The organism is Streptomyces sp. NPDC056144 (assembly GCF_042264145.1).
Lineage (GTDB): Bacteria > Actinomycetota > Actinomycetes > Streptomycetales > Streptomycetaceae > Streptomyces.
This window is the reverse complement of record NZ_JBHJVF010000006.1, coordinates 381661-400383: the sequence shown is the minus strand read 5'-3', so window position 1 is coordinate 400383 and position 18723 is coordinate 381661. Positions and strand designations below refer to the sequence as shown.

Genomic DNA, 18723 nt, shown 5'->3' with positions numbered 1-18723 from the left:
CTGGAGCCGTGACGAACCGCCCCGGAATGACCCTCGCCCAGCGCAAACGACAGCTCGTCGCCACCGAGTTGAGCGAGGCGGCGCTCCAGCTGCTCGCCCTCAGGGGTTTCGACGCGGTCACCGTCGACGAGATCGCGACCACCGCCGGCGTCTCCAAGCGGACGTTCTTCCGGTACTTCGCCTCCAAGGAGGACGTGGTGGTCCAGTTCCTGGCCGACATGGGTACCGGCATGCGGGCCGAACTCGCCGCCCGGCCGCCCGGGGAACGCCCCTCCGAGGCCCTGCTGCACGCCGTCTCCGTGCCGCTGTCGGTCTGCGGCGACCACACCGAACGCGCACTGCCGGTGGTCCGGCTCATCCTCCGGACGCCCGCGCTGCTCGGGCGCTTCCTGGAGCACGAGGCACGGTGGCGGGAGGAGCTGACGGAGGAGCTGGCCGGGCGCCTCGGGCTCGACGCCGAAGCCGATCTCGCTCCGCGGCTCGCGGCGGGCATGGCCGTGGCGGCGTTCGACGCCGTGCTCCACCTGTGGAGCGCCGGGGAGAACGGGGCGGGTGGCGCGGACGGCGCGGACGGCGCGGACAGGGATCCCGTGGCCCTCATCGGGCAGGCCTTCGCGCTGCTCGCGCCCTCCCTGGACGGGGAAGCGGGCCGGTAGGCCGCACAAGCAGAGGTGGGCCGGTCCGCGGAAGCGGAACCGGCCCACCGGAGTGTGCGAGGGGGGTACGAGCAGCGGGCGGCAGCGGCGAGCCGCGTGACGCGCGAGCGGTCAGCCCAGCGCCAGCCAGGCGACGGCCGCCAGGACGACGATCACCGCGACGACGCCGGCGATCAGGCCGACGCGCGGGCCCGCCGACGCCGGGGCGGCGGTCTGCGGCTGGTGCTGCTGCGGGGACTCGTCCACGAAGGCGCGGAACATCTGCGTGCTGCCGGCCGGGTCGTAGCCGCCCTGCGGCGCCTGACCCTGGGGGGCCGGGGCCTGGGGGGCCTGCTGCCCGTAACCCTGGGGGGCCTGCGGGGCCTGCTGTCCGTAACCCTGCGGGGCCTGCTGCCCGTACCCCTGGGGGGCCTGCCCCTGGGAGCCGTAACCCTGCGGGGCCTGCTGGCCGTAGCCCTGGGGAGCCTGGCCCTGGTAGCCGTAACCCTGCTGGGGCTGGCCCTGGGAGCCGTAACCCTGCGGGCCCTGGCCCTGGCCGTACGGTGCTTGGGGGTTGTGTGCCATGGGCCGGACCCTAGCGAAGGACGGGCAACGGGCCCAACCCCGATCGCGCTTTGCCGATTCTTTAGCGCTGTTTGACCGATTTAGTTTGCCTGAAGCAACCATCCATCTCTATCGTTGCCCTAAGCAACAAGATGGACAGGGGTGCCCCCATGGCGACACGGAACCGGTACGAGGAGCTCGCCCGCGCGGTGAGCGCGTTCGGTGCCGTGAAGCGCGGGCTCGCCCGTTCCCTCCCCGTCGACTGCCAGGGCGGCCCGGCGGCCGTACTCGCCCTGGTCAACCACCACGGATCGATGCGGATGAGCCGGCTCGCCGAAGTCATGGCAGTCGACATGTCCGTGTGCAGCCGCCATGTGGCGCACACCGTGGAACACGGCTGGATCGAGCGACTGCCCGACCCTGACGACCGGCGTTCCCGCATCCTGCGCCTCACGGAGGAGGGCCACGCGATGCTCGGCGAGCTCGACCGCCGGGTGACCGAGTCCTTCTCCCGCCACCTCGCCGAGTGGTCCGACGACGACGTCGCGCTGCTCACCGACCTGCTCGCCCGCCTCCGCGACTCCTTCGGGGACTGCCGGGCCCACCACGCTTGAGAACGAAGGAAGTTGATGGCCACCACCGCACCTGCCACCGGTGTGAGCGCCCACCAGGGGGGCGTTTCCGGAACCGGTACCGGCGCTCCCATGACGCACCGGCAGATCATGGAAGCGCTGTCCGGGCTGCTGCTCGGCATGTTCGTCGCCATCCTGTCCTCGACGATCGTCTCCACCGCCCTCCCCCAGATCATCACCGACCTGGGCGGCGGCCAGTCCGCGTACACCTGGGTCGTCACGGCCACGCTCCTGTCGATGACCGCGACCACCCCCCTCTGGGGCAAGCTGGCCGACCTCTTCTCCAAGAAGCTGCTCGTCCAGATAGCCCTGATCGTCTACGTCACGGGCTCGATCGTCGCCGGTCTCTCGCAGAGCACCGGCATGCTCATCGCCTGCCGTGTCGTCCAGGGCATCGGCGTCGGCGGTCTCACCGCCCTCTCGCAGATCATCCTGGCCGCGATGATCTCCCCGCGTGAGCGCGGCCGGTACAGCGGTTACCTCGGCGCGACCTTCGCCGTCGCCACCGTCGGCGGCCCGCTGCTCGGCGGCGTCATCACCGACACCGACTGGCTCGGCTGGCGCTGGTGCTTCTACGTCGGCGTGCCCTTCGCGCTCATCGCGCTCGTCGTCCTCCAGAAGACCCTGAACCTTCCCGTCGTGAGGCGTCAGGTCAAGGTCGACTGGGCCGGCGCCTTCTTCATCAGCGCCGCCGTCTCCCTGCTCCTCATCTGGGTCACCTTCGCGGGTGACAAGTACGACTGGATGTCCTGGCAGACCGCCGCCATGCTGCTCGGCGCGGTCGCGCTCGGCGGGATCTTCGTGCTCGTCGAGTCGAAGGCGAGCGAGCCGATCATCCCGCTCCGCCTCTTCCGCAACCGCACGATCACCCTGGCCTCGCTCGCCTCGCTCTTCGTGGGCGTCGCGATGTTCTCCGGCACGGTCTTCTTCAGCCAGTACTTCCAGCTGGCGCGGAACGAGTCGCCGACGATGTCCGGCGTCCTCACCATCCCGATGATCGCGGGCCTGTTCGTCTCCTCCACCGTCTCCGGCCTGATCATCACCAAGACCGGCAAGTGGAAGGCGTGGCTGGTCAGCGGCGGCGCGCTCGCCGCCGGCGGCCTCGGCCTGCTCGGCACGCTGCGGTACGACACCGAGTACTGGCACATCGCCCTGTTCATGGCCGTCCTCGGCCTGGGCCTCGGCATGATGATGCAGAACCTCGTGCTCTGCACCCAGAACCAGGTGGCCCCCGCCGACCTCGGCGCCGCCTCCTCCGTCGTCACCTTCTTCCGGTCCCTCGGCGGCGCGATCGGCGTCTCGGCGCTCGGCGCGGTCATGGCCCACCGGGTCACCGACTACGTCAAGGAGGGCCTGGCCGAGCTCGGTCCCAAGGCCGCGGCGGCCATGGGCCAGGGCGGCTCGGGCGGCGGCATCCCGGACATGGACGCGCTTCCCGCCCCGATCCGTACGGTCATGGAGAGCGCGTACGGACACGGCGTCGGCGACGTCTTCCTCTACGCGGCGCCGTTCGCGCTGCTCGCCTTCGTGATCACCCTGTTCATCAAGGAGGTCGCTCTGAAGAGCAGCACGGTGAGCGCCGAGGAGAAGTAGGCCGAGGAGAAGCAAAGAGCTCCCGGACGCGCTTCGAGCGGAGGCGCGACCGGGTCGAGTACGGAGCGGCGGGCAGGGGACGGCCCGCCGCTCCGTCATTTCCGCTTCAGATCTCGTTCCGTTCCCTGGCCACCATGACCTCGATGCCGGCGACCAGGACGTCCAGGGCGTAGTCGAAGTCGCGGTCCCAGACGACGCTGAGGTTGTCGTGCGAGGTCCGCTCGTCGAGGAGCCCCTGGAGGCCCTCGATCTTCTCCCTCAGCGCCGGGTCGTCCCGGAAGGCCGCCACCGCGTCCACGTAGTACTCGTCCTGCGACATGCCGGACGCCGCCGCGCGCCTGCTGAACTGCGCCTCGAGCGTCCCGTACCCGTACACGAACTGGAAGACCGCCGACATCGCCCCGGGCCGCCGGTCGGCGTGGAGGCCGGTCTCCGCGACCGCGTCGTGGATCTTCTGGACGACGGCGATCGAGTGCGGTCCGATGTTGAGGTACTGGCCGGCGCTCGGCGACATCCACGCGTGGCGGACCAGCATCCGCCGGTAGTCCAGCGCGAGCAGACGGACTCGGTCCCGCCAGTTCCCCGCCGCCTCGACCGCCGCGAGGTCGATCTCGCCGTAGACGCTGTCCATGGCGTACTCGAGGATGTCGTCCTTGGTGTCGACGTACCAGTACAGGGACATCGCCGTGACGCCGAGCTCCGTCGCCAGCTTCCGCATGGAGAACTTGGCCAGGCCCTCCTCGTCGAGCATCCGGATCGCCGTCGCGACGATCCGGTCCCGGTCGAGCCCGGCGGGGCCGCCGCCGGTGCGGGCGGCCTTCTCCTCCAGCCAGACGCTGGAACGCGCCGGGTTCCTGGCCCGATCTGCTGCCTTGACCATCGCGTTCCTCCGTCTGTCAGCGGTCCGCCCCCATGCTAGGCAGCGACGGGCTGCTCGGCGGCCTCGGCGTTCCCCGCGCGCTCCGCCCTCCTGAGGAGGGCGGCGGCGACGAGGCCGCCGGCGAAGACGGCGATCGCGCCGACCAGCTGGCTGGTCTGGAGACCGGAGGCGAAGGCGTCGGAGATCTCCTGCCGCTCGGCGTCGCTGCCCGCCGCCGCCAGGGCCGCCGGGAGCGAGGTCGCGGTGACGGCGACGAGCGCGGCGAACCGGGCGTTGAGTACGGCTCCGAGGACGGCGACGCCCAGGCCGTTGCCGAACTCGGCGAGGGTGCCGTTGATCCCGGCGCCGATGCCCGCCTTCTCCGGCGGGATCGAGCTCATGATGGCGTTGGCCATGGCCGGGGAGGAGACGGCGATGCCGCAGCCCATCAGGACCAGGCCGAGCAGCATGCCGCCGTAGCCGCCGTCCGTGCCGCCGCCGAGCAGCGCGATCGAGGTGAGACCGGCGGCGACCAGCGTCATGCCGAGCAGGACGGAGGTCGGGGTGCCGATCTTCATGACGAGGCGCGGGCCGACGCCGGTGAGGTTGAGGACCACGATCGTCAGGGCGAGCGGCGCCATCCGCAGGCCCGCCTCCAGGGGCTCGTACCCGAGGACGAACTGGAGGTGCTGGGTGAGGAGGAAGAGCGAGCCGCCCATGCCGAAGACGACCAGGATCGAGCCGCCGACGGCGCCGACGAACGTCCGGTTGCGGAAGAAGTGCATGTCGAGCATCGGGTACGGGGTGCGGAGCTCCCACAGCGCGAAGGCACCGAGCCCGAGGACGCCGACGGCGGCCGGGATCAGGACCTCGGCGGAGGCCCAGCCGTGCTCCGGGCCGGTGATGATCGCGTAGACGACGGCGGTCATGCCGATGGTGGAGAGCAGCGCGCCGAGGAGGTCGGGACGGTCGCCCTGCGGGTTCTTGGACTCGGGGACCAGCTTGAGGACGGCGACGAGGGCGATCACCGCGACCGGGATGTTGATCAGGAAGATCATTCCCCACCAGAAGTGGTTCAGGATCACGCCGCCGATCAGCGGGCCGCCGGCAAAGCCGAGCATCGCGACCGTGGACCAGATCGCGATGGCCTTGACGCGCTCGTCGTCGCCGAAGATCTGCATGACGACGGCGAGGGTCGTGGTCATCAGGAGCGCGCCGCCGACGCCCATGCCCGCGCGGGCGGCGATGAGCTGCGCCGTCGAGCCGGCGAGGCCGGCGGCGAGGGAGCCGAGGCCGAAGAACACGAGCCCAGCGGCGAGGAGCTTCTTGCGGCCGTAGCGGTCGGCGGCGTTGCCGGCGCTGAGCAGCAGGCCGGACTGGACGAGCGAGTACGCGTTGATCATCCACTGGATGTCGGTGGTGGACGCGTGGAGTTCCGAGGTCAGCGAGGGGATGGCGACGCTGAGGACGGTGTTGTCGAGGAGGACGGTGAGCTGGGCGAGACAGATGACGCCGAGGATGAGCCAGCGTTGGGGGTGGGGCGTCACGAGGGACTCCTTGTACGGTGTACGAGAGCAGGGCTCGTACACCGTACAAGGAGTCTTGTACGGCGTATAGGGATTACTTCCGCAGCGCTACTTCTGCTGGGTCAGGTCGTAGAAGGTGGCGGTGCCGACGGTGACCTCCCCGAAGTTCTCCGACACCCAGGTGGAGATCTCGGAGTTGCCGCCCCTGCCGCCACCCATCCCGCCGCCGCTCCCGCCGCCGATGAAGTAGTGGATCTTTCCTTCGGCGACGTACTGCTTGAACTGCGCGAGGGTCGGGGACGGGTCGCTGCCGTTGAAGCCGCCGATCGCCATGACCGGCTTCTCCGTGGCGAGCTGGTAGCTGGCCGCGTTCTGGGCGCCGATGGTGGCGGCGACCCAGGTGTAGGAGTCGGCGTCCTTGAGGAGAGCCGCCTTGGCCTCCGTACCGACGCTGGCGCCGTTGAGGAGACCGCCCATGCCGCCGCCCATGCCGCCGCGCTCTCCGGTGGAGCCGTTGCCCGGGAACCGGCCCTGGCCAGGGGGCTGCATCTGGCCGCCGCCGGGCAGCTGACCACCGCCGGGCAGCTGGCCACCGCCGGGCAGCTGACCGCCCTGGCCGCCCGTCGGGGGCTGCATCCGGGCCTGGCCCTGCCCCTGCCCCTGGCCCGGGCCGCCCGCCGGCAGGCCGCCCTGGGGCATCCCGCCCATCTCGAACATCCGGCCTCCGCCGGGACCGCCGCCCCGGCCGCCCATCGCGCCGCCCGGCGGGCCCGCCGTCACGATGGAGCCCTGGTGCCCGGAGTTCAGCGTCGCCCAGGTGTACGCGAACGGGCCCGCGAGGCTCGCCGCCAGGCCGAGGCCCGCGACCGCGAGGCCGAGGCGCCGGTCGGTCCGGCCCGCGAAGAGCAGGCCGAGCGCGGCGACCGCGCCCGTCACGAGAACGGCCCAGCGCAGCCACGGCTGCCAGTCCGGCGTACGGCCCAGGAGGGTCCAGGACCACCAGGCCGTCACCGCGACCGTGCCGGCGAGCGTCGCCGAGGCGAGCAGGCGGGTGCGCTCCTCCCAGAGCACGGCCGCGCCCATGCCGACGAGCGCCGCGAGGTACGGGGCCAGGGCCACCGTGTAGTACTCGTGGAAGATGCCGGCCATGAAGCTGAAGACGACGAGCGTGACGAGGAGCGAACCGCCCCACGCGAGGAACGCGGAGCGCGCGGTGTCCGTGCGGGGCGCGCGCCAGGTGACGACGAGGCCCGCGACGAGCAGGATCAGCGCGGCCGGGAGCAGCCAGGAGACCTGACCGCCGATCGCGTCGTTGAACATCCGGCCGATCCCGGTCTCGCCCCAGCCGCCGCCCTGACCGCCGCCGCGACCACCACCACCACCGCCTCCGCCGACGCTGCCGACCTCGTTGCCGTTGATCCGGCCGAGGCCGTTGTAGCCGAAGGTCAGCTCCAGGAAGCTGTTGCGCTGCGAGCCGCCGACGTACGGACGGGAGGACGCCGGCCACAGCTCGACCAGGGCCACCCACCAGCCCGCCGAGACGAGCATCGCGAGCCCGCCGAGGGCGAGCCGGCCGAGGCGGCCGCCGATGCCGCCGGGGGCGCAGACGACGTACACGAGCGCGAGCGCCGGAAGGATCAGGAAGGCCTGGAGGGTCTTCGCGAGGAACGCGAAGCCGAGGGCGACGCCCGCCCACACCATCCACTTCGCCGCGCCCTTGTCGAGTTCCAGGGCGCGCAGCACGCAGTAGACGGCGACCGTCATGAGGAGTGCGAGGAGCGCGTCCGGGTTGTTGAAGCGGAACATGAGGGCGGCGACCGGGGTCAGCGCGAGGGCCGCGCCCGCGATCAGGCCGGCGCCCGCGCTGAACCGGCGCCGTACGGCCGCGTAGAGCACGGCGACCGTGCCGACGCCCATGAGGACCTCGGGCACGAGGATCTGCCAGGAACCGAGGCCGAAGAGGCGGACGGAGAGCGCCATCGGCCAGAGGGCGGCCGGGGGCTTGTCGACGGTGATCGCGTTGGACGCGTCGAGGGAGCCGAAGAAGAAGGCCTTCCAGCTCTCGCCGCCCGCCTGAACGGCGGCGGAGTAGAAGGAGTTCGCGTAGCCGGAGGCGCTCAGGTTCCAGAGGTAGAGCGCGGTGGTCACGGCGAGCAGGCCGAGGAAGGCGGGCCGGACCCAGGGGGCGTCCTCGGCCCGCCCGCGCCGGAGCCGGGTGGACAGGGTGGACAGGGCGGTGGTCATCGTTCGTTCCTTGCAGAGGCTCGTTCCCGCTCCGGGAAGACCCAGAGGCGGAAGAGGAGGAAGCGCAGGACGGTCGCGGCGAGGTTGGCGACGATCAGGACGGCGAGCTCGGTGGAGTGCGCGGGATCGCCGGTCGCCGCGCCGAGGGCGGCGAGCGAGCCGCTCGTCAGGGCGAGGCCGATGGCGAAGACCACGAGCCCCTGCGCCTGGTGGCGGACAGCCCGGTCCCTGCCCCGTACGCCGAAGGTGAGGCGCCGGTTCGCCGCCGTGTTGGCGACGGCCGAGACGAGGAGGGCGCCCGCGTTGGCGAGCTGCGGGCCGACGCCGAGCCGGAAGGCCGAGTACAGCGCGAGGTAGAAGAGCGTGGACAGCGCGCCGACCACGCAGAAGCCGACGAGCTGGCGCGCGAGCCCGCCGGGCACACCGTTGAGGTCGCGGTCGCGGGGGTCGTCGCCGAAGGGCCTGGCCAGCCGGTCGAGGGGCAGCGAACCGGTCGCGAGGGCCCGCCCGACCCGCCAGACGCCCTTGAGGTCGTCGGTGGCGGTCCGCACGATGTGGACGGTCGAGTCGGGGTCGTCGACCCAGTCGACCGGCACCTCGTGGATACGCAGTCCGGCCCGCTCGGCGAGGACCAGCATCTCCGTGTCGAAGAACCATCCGGTGTCCTCGACCATCGGGAGCAGCAGTTCGGCGACGTCACGGCGTATCGCCTTGAAGCCGCACTGCGCGTCCGAGAACCGGGCGGCGAGCGAGCCGCGCAGGATCAGGTTGTACGCCCGCGAGATGAACTCCCGCTTCGGCCCGCGGACCACCCGCGAGGAGCGGGCGAGCCGGGAGCCGATCGCCAGGTCCGAGTGGCCGGAGATGAGCGGCGCGACCAGCGGGAGCAGCGCGTTCAGGTCGGTGGAGAGGTCGACGTCCATGTACGCGAGGACGGGGGCGTCCGAGCCGGACCAGACCGTCCGCAGCGCCCGGCCGCGGCCCTTCTGTTCGAGCCGTACGGAGCGGACCTCGGGGACCTCGGCGGCGAGGGCCGCGGCGACGGCGGGGGTCGTGTCGGTGGAGGCGTTGTCGGCGACCGTGATCCGGAAGCCGTACGGGAAGGTCCGGGCGAGGTGGTCGTGGAGCCGGCGGACGCACGGCTCCAGGTCCTTCTCCTCGTTGTAGACGGGGATGACCACGTCCAGGACGGGGGTTCCGGCGACGCTCACCGGCAGGTGCTCCCTGGCGGGAAGGGCGCCGGGAGCCCTGGACGCGGGGCCCGTGACCGTGGGGGTTCGCATCGTTGGGGTTCGCATGCCCCGACACTCGCGAGCCCCGCTGTCACGGCTGTGTGGTGAGCCTGTGCCCTGCCTGTGAGACCGGCCCGCTTCCGGTGGAGAGCGGCAGCCGCACCGTGAACACGGTGCGCCCCGGGGCGCTTTCGACATCGACGTCGCCGCCGTGGGCGAGGACGACGGCCCGCACGATGGCGAGGCCGAGCCCGGTCGAACCGGCGTTCCGGGAGCGGGAGGCGTCCCCGCGCGCGAACCGTTCGAAGACGGAGGGCAGAAGCCCGGAGGGGATGCCGGGCCCGTCGTCCTCGATCTCGACGAGCGCCTCGGCGCCCTCCGTACGGACCCGGGCCGTGATCCTCGTACCGGGCGGTGTGTGCGTACGGGCGTTGGCGAGGAGGTTGACGAGCACCTGCTGGAGCCGGGCGGCGTCGACCCGCACCACGGCAGGTTCCTCGGGCAGTTCGAGGCTCCACCGGTGGTCCGTCCCGGCGACGCGGGCGTCGCTCACCGCGTCCACTACGAGCGGGACGAGATCGGTCTCCGTCTCGTCGAGCGGGCGCCCGGCATCGAGCCGGGCGAGCAGCAGGAGGTCCTCGACCAGGCCCGTCATCCGGGTGGCCTCGGACTCGATCCGGCCGAGGGCGTGCCGGGTGTCGGGCCCGCATTCCTCACGGCCGCGCCGGGTCAGCTCCGCGTACCCCCGGATCGAGGCGAGCGGGGTGCGGAGCTCGTGGCTGGCGTCCGCGACGAACTGCCGGACGCGGGTCTCGCTCTGCTGACGGGCGTCGAGCGCCGAGTGGACGTGGTCGAGCATCCGGTTGAGGGCCGCGCCGACCTGTCCGACCTCGGTGCGCGGGTCGGCCTCCGCCTCCGGGACCCGCTGACGGAGCGCCACCTCGCCGCTGTGCAGCGGGAGACGGGCGACCTGACGGGCGGTGACGGCGACCCGCTGGAGCGGGCGCAGCGCGACCCGGACGAGCACGGTCCCGGCGAGCGAGGCCGCGACGAGACCGGCGGCGGTGACGCTCAGCTCGACGACGACGAGGGTGGAGAGGGCGTCCTCGACCTCGGTGAGCGGGATGCCGACGAGATAGGCGCCCTCGCTGCCGTGGGCGTACTCGACCCGGTAGGAGCCGAGGCCGGGGAGCTCGACCGTGTGCGGCTCGCCGTCCAGGGGGACCGTCTCCAGCGCTGCCCGCTGGGCCGCGGTGAGCTCCTCCGTCGTGTAGGGCCGCGCGCTCTCGCTGCTCGCGTCCGTCTCCGTCGAGTACCCGGCCGTGGTGACGCCCTCGTCGGTGACGACGGCTCCCAGGGCCCCGATCGGGGCGCCGGGGCCGACGAGGAAGGCGAGCGGCGGCCGCTCATGGATCACGTCGGGCTTGCCCATGGCGACCGGAGGCCCGGCGGCCCGGTTCGCGAGCCCCTGGACCTGCTCGTCGGCCTGGTCGTAGAGGTACGAGCGGAACGCGATCGTCGTGACCGTGCCGATGACGGCCGCAACGACCGCGATCAGCGCGACGGCGGAGACGACGAGCCGGGTCCGCAGCGTCCACGGGCGGCGGAAACGTGCGGGCAGCACCAGCGCGTCACTCCCCGGGCTTGATGAGGTACCCGGCCCCGCGACGGGTGTGGATCATGGGCGTCCGTCCCGCGTCGATCTTCCGGCGCAGGTACGAGATGTACAGCTCGACGACGTTGGCCTGGCCCCCGAAGTCGTACGACCAGACGCGGTCGAGGATCTGCGCCTTGCTCAGCACCCGGCGCGGATTGCGCATGAGGTAGCGGAGCAGTTCGAACTCGGTCGCGGTGAGGTGGATCGACTGACCGCCCCGGGTGACCTCGTGACTGTCCTCGTCGAGGGTCAGGTCACCCACCACGAGCATCGACTCGCTGCGCGCCTGCGCCGCCCCGGACCGGCGGATGAGACCGCGCAGCCGGGCCACGACCTCCTCCAGGCTGAACGGCTTGGTCACGTAGTCGTCGCCACCCGCCGTGAGCCCCGCGATCCGGTCCTCGACGGCGTCCTTCGCCGTCAGGAAGAGCACGGGCACGTCGGGCAGCTCGCGCCGGATCCGGCCGAGCAGGCTGAGCCCGTCGACGTCCGGAAGCATGATGTCCAGGAGCACGGCATCGGGCCGGAACTCGCGGACCGCTCTCAGGGCGGCGGCGCCGTCACCGGCGCTCTTCACCTGCCAGCCTTCGTAGCGGAGGGCCATGGAGAGCAGCTCGGCGAGCGAGTCCTCGTCGTCGACGACGAGGACTCGGACGGCGGTCCCGTCGGCACGGAGCATGTCGGCGCGGGTGCCGGGGCGGTGTGTGGTGACGGTCATGGAACCCACGCTGGCCGCCGCCGCTGAGATCCCTCTTTCCCTTTCCTGTGAATTTCCTGAGAAACGGCTGGGAGCGCACCTCGGGCACGGGCGGGATGTTTCACGTGAAACGGCTCGTCAGACGGCATGTTTCACGTGAAACAGCGCGGCCCCGTTCTCGTACAGGACCCGGCGGAGCCAGTCGTCGCCGAGCCCGAGACGTTCGAGGGCGTCGAGCTGATGGACGTACGGGTACGGGATGTTCGGGAAGTCGGAGCCGAGGAGGATCCGGTCGCCGAGCTCCACGAGCCGCCGGCGCTCCCCCACCGGGAAGGGCGCGAGCCGTTCGCTGAAGTCCGTGAAGGACATGGTGGTGTCGAGGCGGACCTCGTCGTACCGCTCGGCGAGGTCGAGGAAGTCGCCGTACTCCGGCATGCCCATGTGGGCGACGATCACCCGCAGCCGGGGGTGCCGGGCGAGCAGCCGGCCCATGGGCTCGGGGCCGGTGTACTTCCCCGGGGCGGGTCCGGAGCCGCAGTGGACGACGACGGGGGTGCCCGTGTCGGCGAGCGTGCCCCAGGCGGTGTCGAGCAGCGGGTCCGTCGGGTCGAAGCCGCCGACCTGGAGGTGCACCTTGAAGACGCGGGCCCCGGCATCGAGCGCCTGCCGGACGTACGCGTCGACGCCCGGCTCGGGGAAGAGGGTCGCGGTGTGCAGACAGTCGGGGGTGCGGGCGGCGAAGTCGGCGGCCCAGGCGTTCAGCCAGGCGGCCATGCCGGGCTTGTGCGGGTAGAGCATCGCGGTGAAGGCGACGGCCCCGAAACCGCGCAGGATCTGGAGCCGGCGGTCCTCCTCCTCGCGGTAGGTGATGGGCCACTCCAGGCCGGTCAGCGGCCCGGCGGAGTCGAAGTAGGCCCACACCTTGTCGAGGACGTTCTGCGGCATGAAGTGGGTGTGGACGTCGACGAGGCCGGGGAGGCGGAGCCGGTCGAGGAGCGCGCGGATCTCCGCCGCCTCCGTGCCCCTCCCGGTGTCAGGGCCGCTCAAAGCCGTAGCTCCGTTCGACCTTGCCGATGTGGACGCTGTAGCTCTCGTACCAGTGCTCCCGGCCGTGGGCCTTGGCGGCGAGGTGCTCGGTGTCGAGCCGCCAGGCGTCGAGGGCGTCGAGGTCACGGAAGTAGGCGACGGTGATGGAGATGCCGCCGGGCGTGCGGGCGGCCTCGTAGCCGAGGAAGCCGGGGATCTCCTTGACGCGCTCCTGCATGCGGGCGGAGGTCTCGGCGTAGCCCTCGGGCGCGTCGGGGCGGAGGGAGGTGAAGACAGCGGTGTAGTAGGGCGGTTCCAGGCCCGCCACCAGCTTCTGGGTCATGTGATCACCCTCGCCGGGCCGGGCGGGGACTGTCCACGGCGCCGGGGCAAAGGGATCCAAGACTTTACGAACGGTCAGAACAGCTCGCCCTGAGCGCTGTCGGCGTCCTCGGCGACCGCGACGGGCGTCACCGGCACGGAGACCTCCGTCCCGTCGCCCTTTTCGAGCGCCCATCCGCCCATGAGCCGGGTGTCGAGGGCGAGACAGCGGCCGTCCGGCGCGAGCAGGTGCAGGTCAGGACCGGCGGCGGCGAGCAGCCGGCCGGTGACGACCCCGCCGTCGACGAGCTCGGCAACCGTCCCGGCGAGCGGCGGAAGGCCGTCGAGGTGGAAGGCCGCCGCATGGTCCCTGGGGGCGAACTCCAGCGGCTCCAGCGTCTCCGTCCACCCGCCGACGGCCCGGGCCTTCCGGTACAGCTCCTCGACCTCGCGGACGCGGTCCCCGGCGGGCGGCAGGGCGTGCCGCACGGCGCGCTTCCGCTCGTACGCGATCCGGTCGGGCACGCCGAGCGCCTGCCGCAGAACCTCCTCGGTCCGGCGCGCGGCCATGAGCGGCCCGCGCCCGAGCCAGCTGAACGCGACGGCCCCCTGCTCCAGGAGCCGGGCCTCGCCCCGGGCCTCGCCGGTGATCCCGACCTTGGTCATCCCGGGCCCGAACCAGGCCAGGTAGACGCGGTACGGCCGGGGGTCGTCGAGGAGGGTGTCGGCGGCGACGGAGTGCGCCCGGTCGAGCCGCGCGCACTCGGCACACCGCCCGCCGGTGGCCCGCCCGGACACGACGGCCGCCAGGGGGCAGGGGTTGCCCCGCGCCCCGGGGCACCGCCGCTCGCCGACGGCACGGAAGGCGAGCTCCTGCCCGTACACGAGCGGGCTGACCCGCCCGCCCCGCCACCGCAGCCCGGGCACGCCCCCGTCCCACCCGAGCCCCCGACTCGACCACTCCACGCGCTGCTCTCCCCGTGCCCGACCGTGTGACCACCATGCCCGACCGCTCCCGACGCGGCCGCGCCGCGGTGGTCTCCAGTCTGCCCCGGACGGGAGCCCCGTACGGGAGCCCCGGACGGCGGCGCGGAAGGTTCGGGGCAGACTCACGGCAGGACGTAGATCCGGGCTCCGTCCGGGTCCGGTTCGCCCACCTCCCGCATGCAGCCGCGCTCCAGGAGGATCCGTACGCAGTCCCGCACCCGCTCCCCCGACAGGCCCGTGCGGCGGGTGACGTCCTGGGCCCGGTAACGGACCCCGCCGCGGACGAGCGCGGGCGCGAGGCAGGAGGCGACGGTGCGGGTGTCGCCGGTGATGGCCCAGGACTCGACGAGCTCCTGCGGGCTCGGCATGACGACGGCGGCCCCGGCGCCGGAGCGCTGGCGCGGCACCGCGAGGCGCGCAAGGGAGTCGGCGGCCCTTGCGAGGCTCTCGCGGGTCTCGCGGAGCAGCTCCGCGCGGTCGGCGTACTCCTCGCACGCGGCGGCGTACACCGCGGCATGCTCGTCGAACTCCCCCTCCAGCCGTACGAGCACGTCGACGAGCTCCGGCGGCAGGAGGTAGCCGGAGCGGACCGGCGAGACGTCGAGGTCGTACCCGCCCTCGCGCTGGACGGCCGTCACGACCTGGGCGACCCAGGCCTTGAAGGGCCCGGCCTCCGGCCTGCGGCAGGCTCCCACGAGCTGGACGAGCCCGGGGAGGTCCACCATCCGCACCGAGGCGCGGACACCGGCGCGGGCGAGTATCGCCGCGCTCCCGGCGAGCTCCCCCGCCGTGACGAGGCCGCCGGCGGGCAGGTCCACGGTCCGCAGCGCCTCGCGCGTCCCCGCGTACCCCAGCCGCTTCGCCACGTCCACGACGGGGAACCAGTGGGTCCCGTCCGGCGCGGTGAGCCGCCGCAGGCGGGCCCCCGTGGCCGCGTACACCATGTCATCGATGTCGATCGCGTCCATCGATCATCACCTCCACCCCGCAAGCTAGGCCGAGGGCATATTCAACTGACATGCAAATCAGACAGGTTCACCCAAAAGAGGTCGAGGCACCGGAGACCGGGAGCCGCGGCCATCGCCGTCACCCGGCCCCGAGACTAGGATCCGGTCATGGCCCTGACCATGTTCGACGTGGACCGCTTCGAAGCCGCCCGGCCCCGCCTGGAGGCCATCGCCTACCGCATGCTCGGCTCCGCGAGCGAGGCCGAGGACGCCGTGCAGGAGACCTTCCTGCGCTGGCAGGCGGCGGACGTGGAACGCGTCGAGGTCCCCGAGGCCTGGCTGACGAAGGTCCTCACCAACCTCTGCCTCAACCTGCTCACCTCCGCGCGCGCCCGGCGCGAGACGTACGTGGGCCAGTGGCTGCCGGAACCGCTGCTCGCCGGCGACCCGATGCTGGGTCCCGCCGACACCGCCGAGCAGCGCGAATCGGTGTCGTACGCCGTCCTGACGCTCCTGGAGCGGCTCTCGCCGAACGAGCGCGCGGTGTACGTGCTGCGCGAGGCGTTCGCGTACACGCACCGGGAGATCGCGGAGATCCTCGACATCACCGAGACGTCGAGCCAGCAGATCTTCCACCGCGCGAAGAAGCACGTCACGGACGGCAAGGCCCGCACGGAGATCGACGGGGCCACGGCCCGGCGGATCGTCGAGGAGTTCCTCGCGGCGGGGACCAGCGGGCAGACGGACCTGCTCGTGCGGATGCTGACCGAGGACGCGATCTCGGTCGGCGACGGCGGCGGGAAGGTCCCGGCCCGCGCGAAGGCGTTCGAGGGCGCGAAGGCGGTCGCGACGTTCATGCGCGGCCTGTTCAAGCCGAGCACGGCGAAGCGGGCCATCACCGGCGGCACGGCGGAGATCCACACCACGGACGTCAACGGCGCCCCCGGCGTCGTGGCGGTCGTCGACGGACGGGTCATCGGCGTCATCGCCCTGGAGATCGGAGCGGACGGGATCGTCGCGTTCCGCAACCAGGTGAACCCCGACAAGCTGGAGCGCGCGACGCGCCGGTGGGCGGCGGCGGACCACGGAAAGCCCCTCTTCGAGGCCTTCTGACACCCCGGCCTGTCATGTGACGCAGGTCACACTCCACTCCTGTCAGGAACGGCTGGGCTGCCCGGTTCAAGGGGCGAGCCAAGAGGCGAACCCGCCGCACGACAGGAGTACGGACATGCAGCACCGCATCGTTGTCCTCGGAGCCGGCTACACCGGAGCCATCGCCGCCGGGCGCCTCGCCAAGCGGCTGCACCGCGAGGACGCCGCCATCACCCTCGTCAACGCCGAATCCGACTTCGTCGAGCGCGTGCGGCTGCACCAGCTGGCGGCGGGTCAGGACCTCACGCCCCGGCCGCTCGCGGACATGCTCGCCGGAACGGGCGTGGCCCTGAAGCAGGCGAAGGTCACCGCGGTGGACGTCGACGTCAGGACGGTCACCGTCACGGCGCCGGGAACCGGCACCGAGGAACTCGCCTACGACAGCCTCGTCTACGCCCTCGGCAGCGGCTGGAACACCCAGGGCGTCCCCGGCACCGCCGAACACGCCCACGAGATCGCGAGCCGCCCCGGCGCGCTCCGGCTCCGCGAGCGGCTCGCGGGCATGACCGCGGGCGACTCCGTCGTCGTGGTCGGCGGCGGCCTGACGGGCCTGGAGGCGGCGACCGAGATCGCGGAGGCGCGTCCGGAGCTGTCCGTCGCCCTCGCGGTACGGGGCGAGCTGGGCGACTGGCTGTCGCCGAAGGGCCGGGCTCACCTGCGGAAGGCGGTGGACCGCCTGGGCATCGCGGTGCACGAGAACGCGTCCGTCGCCACGGTGGAGGCCGACCGCGTCACCACGGCCGCCGGCCACTCCCTCCCCGCCGCGGCCACGGTGTGGACGACCGGCTTCGCGGTCCACCCGATCGCGCGGGCGACGGCCCTGGAGGTCACGGAGACCGGCCAGATCGTGGTGGACGAGACGATGCGCTCGGTCTCGCACCCGGACGTGTACGCGATCGGCGACGCGGCGACGGCGATGGGCCCGGGCGACAAGCCGCTCCGGATGTCCTGCGCCTCGGGCACCCCGATGGCCTGGCTGGCCGCCGACTCGCTGGCGGCCCGCCTGACGGGCGGCAAGCTGCCGAAGAACACGATCCGCTACCTGAACCAGTGCATCTCGCTGGGCCGCAAGGACGGCCTGATCCAGTTCGTGACGGCCGACGACCGCGCGAAGGACAGCGCCCTGACGGGCCGCCTCGCCGCCCGCTACAAGGAACTGATCTGCAAGGGCGCGGCCTGGGGCGTCGCCAACCCGACCCTCGGCATCCCGACCCGCCGCCACCGCACCCTCACCCAGCCCCACCAGCCCCTCGCCGAGGCCCGTGCGACGGCCTGAACCACGACCGGCACAAGCGCCTGGGAGAACCCCCTCCCTCTTCCAGGCGCCTCCGCCTCGCCGTCACGCCCGCCTTCTCGAACAACGCAACGCAAGAGGCCCGGACTTTCGTCCGGGCCTCTTGTCTGTGTGCACTCGGCAGGATTCGAACCTGCAACCTTCTGATCCGTAGTCAGATGCTCTATCCGTTAAGCTACGAGTGCTTGTTTTTTTGTTTTTCTGTCTTCGCTCCCCGGCCTTTCGGCCCGCTCGCGGCGACAGGAAGAACATTACATGACTGCCGCCGTCATGTGAAATCCATTGGCCGCACCCCTTCTGACCTGCGAAAACGCCGGATGGGCGGCGCGTCGGGAAGTGAGGGCGGGGAGGGGGCGAGGGGGGTTCTCGGCGGGAAAACGAGGAGAAAGAGACCGGGGTCACACATCGGGACCAAGGGGGCGGGTGTGAGGTGTGGTCGCCCGGGGGGAAAACGGCCGAAGCCCCGGCCTGTGGGGCCGGGGCTTCGGTGTGGGGCGGAGGCGGAGGGATTTGAACCCTCGATGGGCTTTAAGACCCAAACCGCATTAGCAGTGCGGCGCCATAGACCGGACTAGGCGACGCCTCCATGCACCTCACGCATGCGCGAGTGGTGCGTGCAGATGATGACACAGGCGAACCTGGTGTCACCAATCGATTCTCACCGTACTAGTCCCACGGGGTCCAGGGCAAAGGCCCACGGCGCGCGGCCGCGCCGCCCGCCCGGCGCACCCCGGTTGCGCAACGCCCCGGCGCCCGGAGCGTTAGAGGGGCATACGTGCCGTGCACGAGCCCCTCGCGCCCCATGGAGAGTCGGATGTTCCTGCGTCTTGCCGCCGCCAGTCTCGTCACCGCCGCGGCCGCCGGGGCCGCCGGCCTCGGGCCGCTTCCCCCGCTGCCGCTGCTCTCCGGGCCCGACACGCTGACCGTCAAGGTCGCCGACAGCGGCAACCCCGACGCCGACGGCACCTTCGAGCTCACCTGCGACGACCAGGCCGGCGGGACCCACCCCGCCCGCGACGACGCCTGCGCCCGGCTCGCGCAGCTCGCGAAGGAGGGCGTGAATCCGTTCAAGGCCGTCCCGGAGGGCGCCTCCTGCACCCAGGTCTACGGCGGCCCGGCCGTCGCCGACGTCACCGGCACCTGGCAGGGGCGGAAGATCGACGCCCACTTCTCGCGGGCGAACGGCTGCGAGATCGACCGGTGGCAGAACCTGGAGCCCCTGCTTCCCATGGTCCGCGGTTAGGAGCCGCCCCCGGGCCGCTCGGCGGCTCCCTTAGACTCCCTCAGTGACAGGCCGCGGCCCGAGGGGCAAGATGGGGCCCGCCTGCCGACAGGCATGCACGTGCAGTGGGTCAGG

17 protein-coding genes and 2 tRNA genes are annotated in these 18723 nt (G+C 72.2%); 6 read left to right on the top strand and 13 right to left on the bottom strand.

The window, feature by feature from the left end; all coding sequences use genetic code 11:
* Positions 1 to 26: 26 nt before the first annotated feature.
* A complete protein-coding gene (locus ACFC0Z_RS21210) occupies positions 27 to 656 on the top strand; it encodes a TetR family transcriptional regulator (RefSeq protein WP_376440325.1) in 630 nt (209 codons plus the stop codon).
* Positions 657 to 767: 111 nt separating this feature from the next.
* Here ACFC0Z_RS21210 and ACFC0Z_RS21205 read toward each other — a convergent pair whose 3' ends face one another.
* Positions 768 to 1220, bottom strand: coding sequence for a hypothetical protein (locus ACFC0Z_RS21205; RefSeq protein ID WP_376440342.1), 453 nt, complete (start codon positions 1218 to 1220; stop codon positions 768 to 770).
* Between the two features lie 149 nt (positions 1221 to 1369).
* Between ACFC0Z_RS21205 and ACFC0Z_RS21200 the strand changes: the two genes are divergently transcribed.
* Positions 1370 to 1813, top strand: a complete 444-nt coding sequence (locus ACFC0Z_RS21200) for a MarR family winged helix-turn-helix transcriptional regulator (protein ID WP_376440057.1) — start codon at positions 1370 to 1372, stop codon at positions 1811 to 1813.
* A 15-nt stretch (positions 1814 to 1828) separates the two neighbouring features.
* Positions 1829 to 3424, top strand: a complete 1596-nt coding sequence (locus ACFC0Z_RS21195) for an MDR family MFS transporter (RefSeq protein ID WP_376440054.1) — start codon at positions 1829 to 1831, stop codon at positions 3422 to 3424.
* Between the two features lie 106 nt (positions 3425 to 3530).
* Here ACFC0Z_RS21195 and ACFC0Z_RS21190 read toward each other — a convergent pair whose 3' ends face one another.
* From ACFC0Z_RS21190 to ACFC0Z_RS21145, 10 genes are all read right to left on the bottom strand, one after another.
* On the bottom strand, positions 3531 to 4304 hold the full coding sequence (locus ACFC0Z_RS21190) for a TetR/AcrR family transcriptional regulator (protein WP_376440052.1): 774 nt from the start codon (positions 4302 to 4304) through the stop codon (positions 3531 to 3533).
* A gap of 35 nt (positions 4305 to 4339) precedes the next feature.
* Complete coding sequence (locus ACFC0Z_RS21185; RefSeq protein WP_376440049.1) at positions 4340 to 5830, bottom strand: DHA2 family efflux MFS transporter permease subunit; 1491 nt, start codon at positions 5828 to 5830, stop codon at positions 4340 to 4342.
* Between the two features lie 87 nt (positions 5831 to 5917).
* Positions 5918 to 8053, bottom strand: a complete 2136-nt coding sequence (locus ACFC0Z_RS21180) for an ArnT family glycosyltransferase (RefSeq protein WP_376440046.1) — start codon at positions 8051 to 8053, stop codon at positions 5918 to 5920.
* The gene (locus ACFC0Z_RS21175; protein WP_376440044.1) at positions 8050 to 9336 is read right to left on the bottom strand and encodes a glycosyltransferase; all 1287 of its coding nucleotides are present in this window, start codon (positions 9334 to 9336) and stop codon (positions 8050 to 8052) included. The genes ACFC0Z_RS21180 and ACFC0Z_RS21175 overlap by 4 nt, the downstream gene beginning before the upstream one ends.
* A 40-nt stretch (positions 9337 to 9376) precedes the next feature.
* A complete protein-coding gene (locus ACFC0Z_RS21170) occupies positions 9377 to 10909 on the bottom strand; it encodes a sensor histidine kinase (protein ID WP_376440041.1) in 1533 nt (510 codons plus the stop codon).
* A 7-nt stretch (positions 10910 to 10916) separates the two neighbouring features.
* A complete protein-coding gene (locus ACFC0Z_RS21165) occupies positions 10917 to 11660 on the bottom strand; it encodes a response regulator transcription factor (RefSeq protein WP_376440038.1) in 744 nt (247 codons plus the stop codon).
* Between the two features lie 117 nt (positions 11661 to 11777).
* Entirely contained in the window at positions 11778 to 12686 is a 909-nt protein-coding gene (locus ACFC0Z_RS21160) for an amidohydrolase family protein (protein WP_376440035.1), read from the bottom strand.
* Positions 12673 to 13008 carry an antibiotic biosynthesis monooxygenase family protein gene (locus ACFC0Z_RS21155; RefSeq protein ID WP_376440032.1) on the bottom strand — a complete coding sequence of 112 codons (336 nt, stop codon included), beginning with the start codon at positions 13006 to 13008 and terminating at the stop codon, positions 12673 to 12675. The genes ACFC0Z_RS21160 and ACFC0Z_RS21155 overlap by 14 nt, the downstream gene beginning before the upstream one ends.
* Before the next feature lie 74 nt (positions 13009 to 13082).
* Positions 13083 to 13952, bottom strand: a complete 870-nt coding sequence (locus tag ACFC0Z_RS21150; protein ID WP_376440029.1) for a DUF2797 domain-containing protein — start codon at positions 13950 to 13952, stop codon at positions 13083 to 13085.
* 143 nt (positions 13953 to 14095) lie between these two features.
* Positions 14096 to 14941 carry a BRO family protein gene (locus ACFC0Z_RS21145; protein ID WP_376440026.1) on the bottom strand — a complete coding sequence of 282 codons (846 nt, stop codon included), beginning with the start codon at positions 14939 to 14941 and terminating at the stop codon, positions 14096 to 14098.
* Between the two features lie 147 nt (positions 14942 to 15088).
* On the opposite strand from ACFC0Z_RS21145, the gene sigJ reads away from it, so the two are divergent.
* Complete coding sequence (sigJ, locus tag ACFC0Z_RS21140) at positions 15089 to 16033, top strand: RNA polymerase sigma factor SigJ (protein WP_376440023.1); 945 nt, start codon at positions 15089 to 15091, stop codon at positions 16031 to 16033.
* Positions 16034 to 16148: 115 nt separating this feature from the next.
* On the top strand, positions 16149 to 17348 hold the full coding sequence (locus ACFC0Z_RS21135) for an NAD(P)/FAD-dependent oxidoreductase (protein WP_376440021.1): 1200 nt from the start codon (positions 16149 to 16151) through the stop codon (positions 17346 to 17348).
* A gap of 130 nt (positions 17349 to 17478) precedes the next feature.
* On the opposite strand, the gene ACFC0Z_RS21130 is transcribed toward ACFC0Z_RS21135, so the two are convergent.
* Positions 17479 to 17551, bottom strand: a tRNA-Arg gene (locus ACFC0Z_RS21130).
* 310 nt (positions 17552 to 17861) lie between these two features.
* Positions 17862 to 17952, bottom strand: a tRNA-Ser gene (locus ACFC0Z_RS21125).
* Positions 17953 to 18180: 228 nt separating this feature from the next.
* Between ACFC0Z_RS21125 and ACFC0Z_RS21120 the strand changes: the two genes are divergently transcribed.
* The gene (locus ACFC0Z_RS21120) at positions 18181 to 18609 is read left to right on the top strand and encodes an SSI family serine proteinase inhibitor (RefSeq protein WP_376440019.1); all 429 of its coding nucleotides are present in this window, start codon (positions 18181 to 18183) and stop codon (positions 18607 to 18609) included.
* Positions 18610 to 18723: the final 114 nt, after the last annotated feature.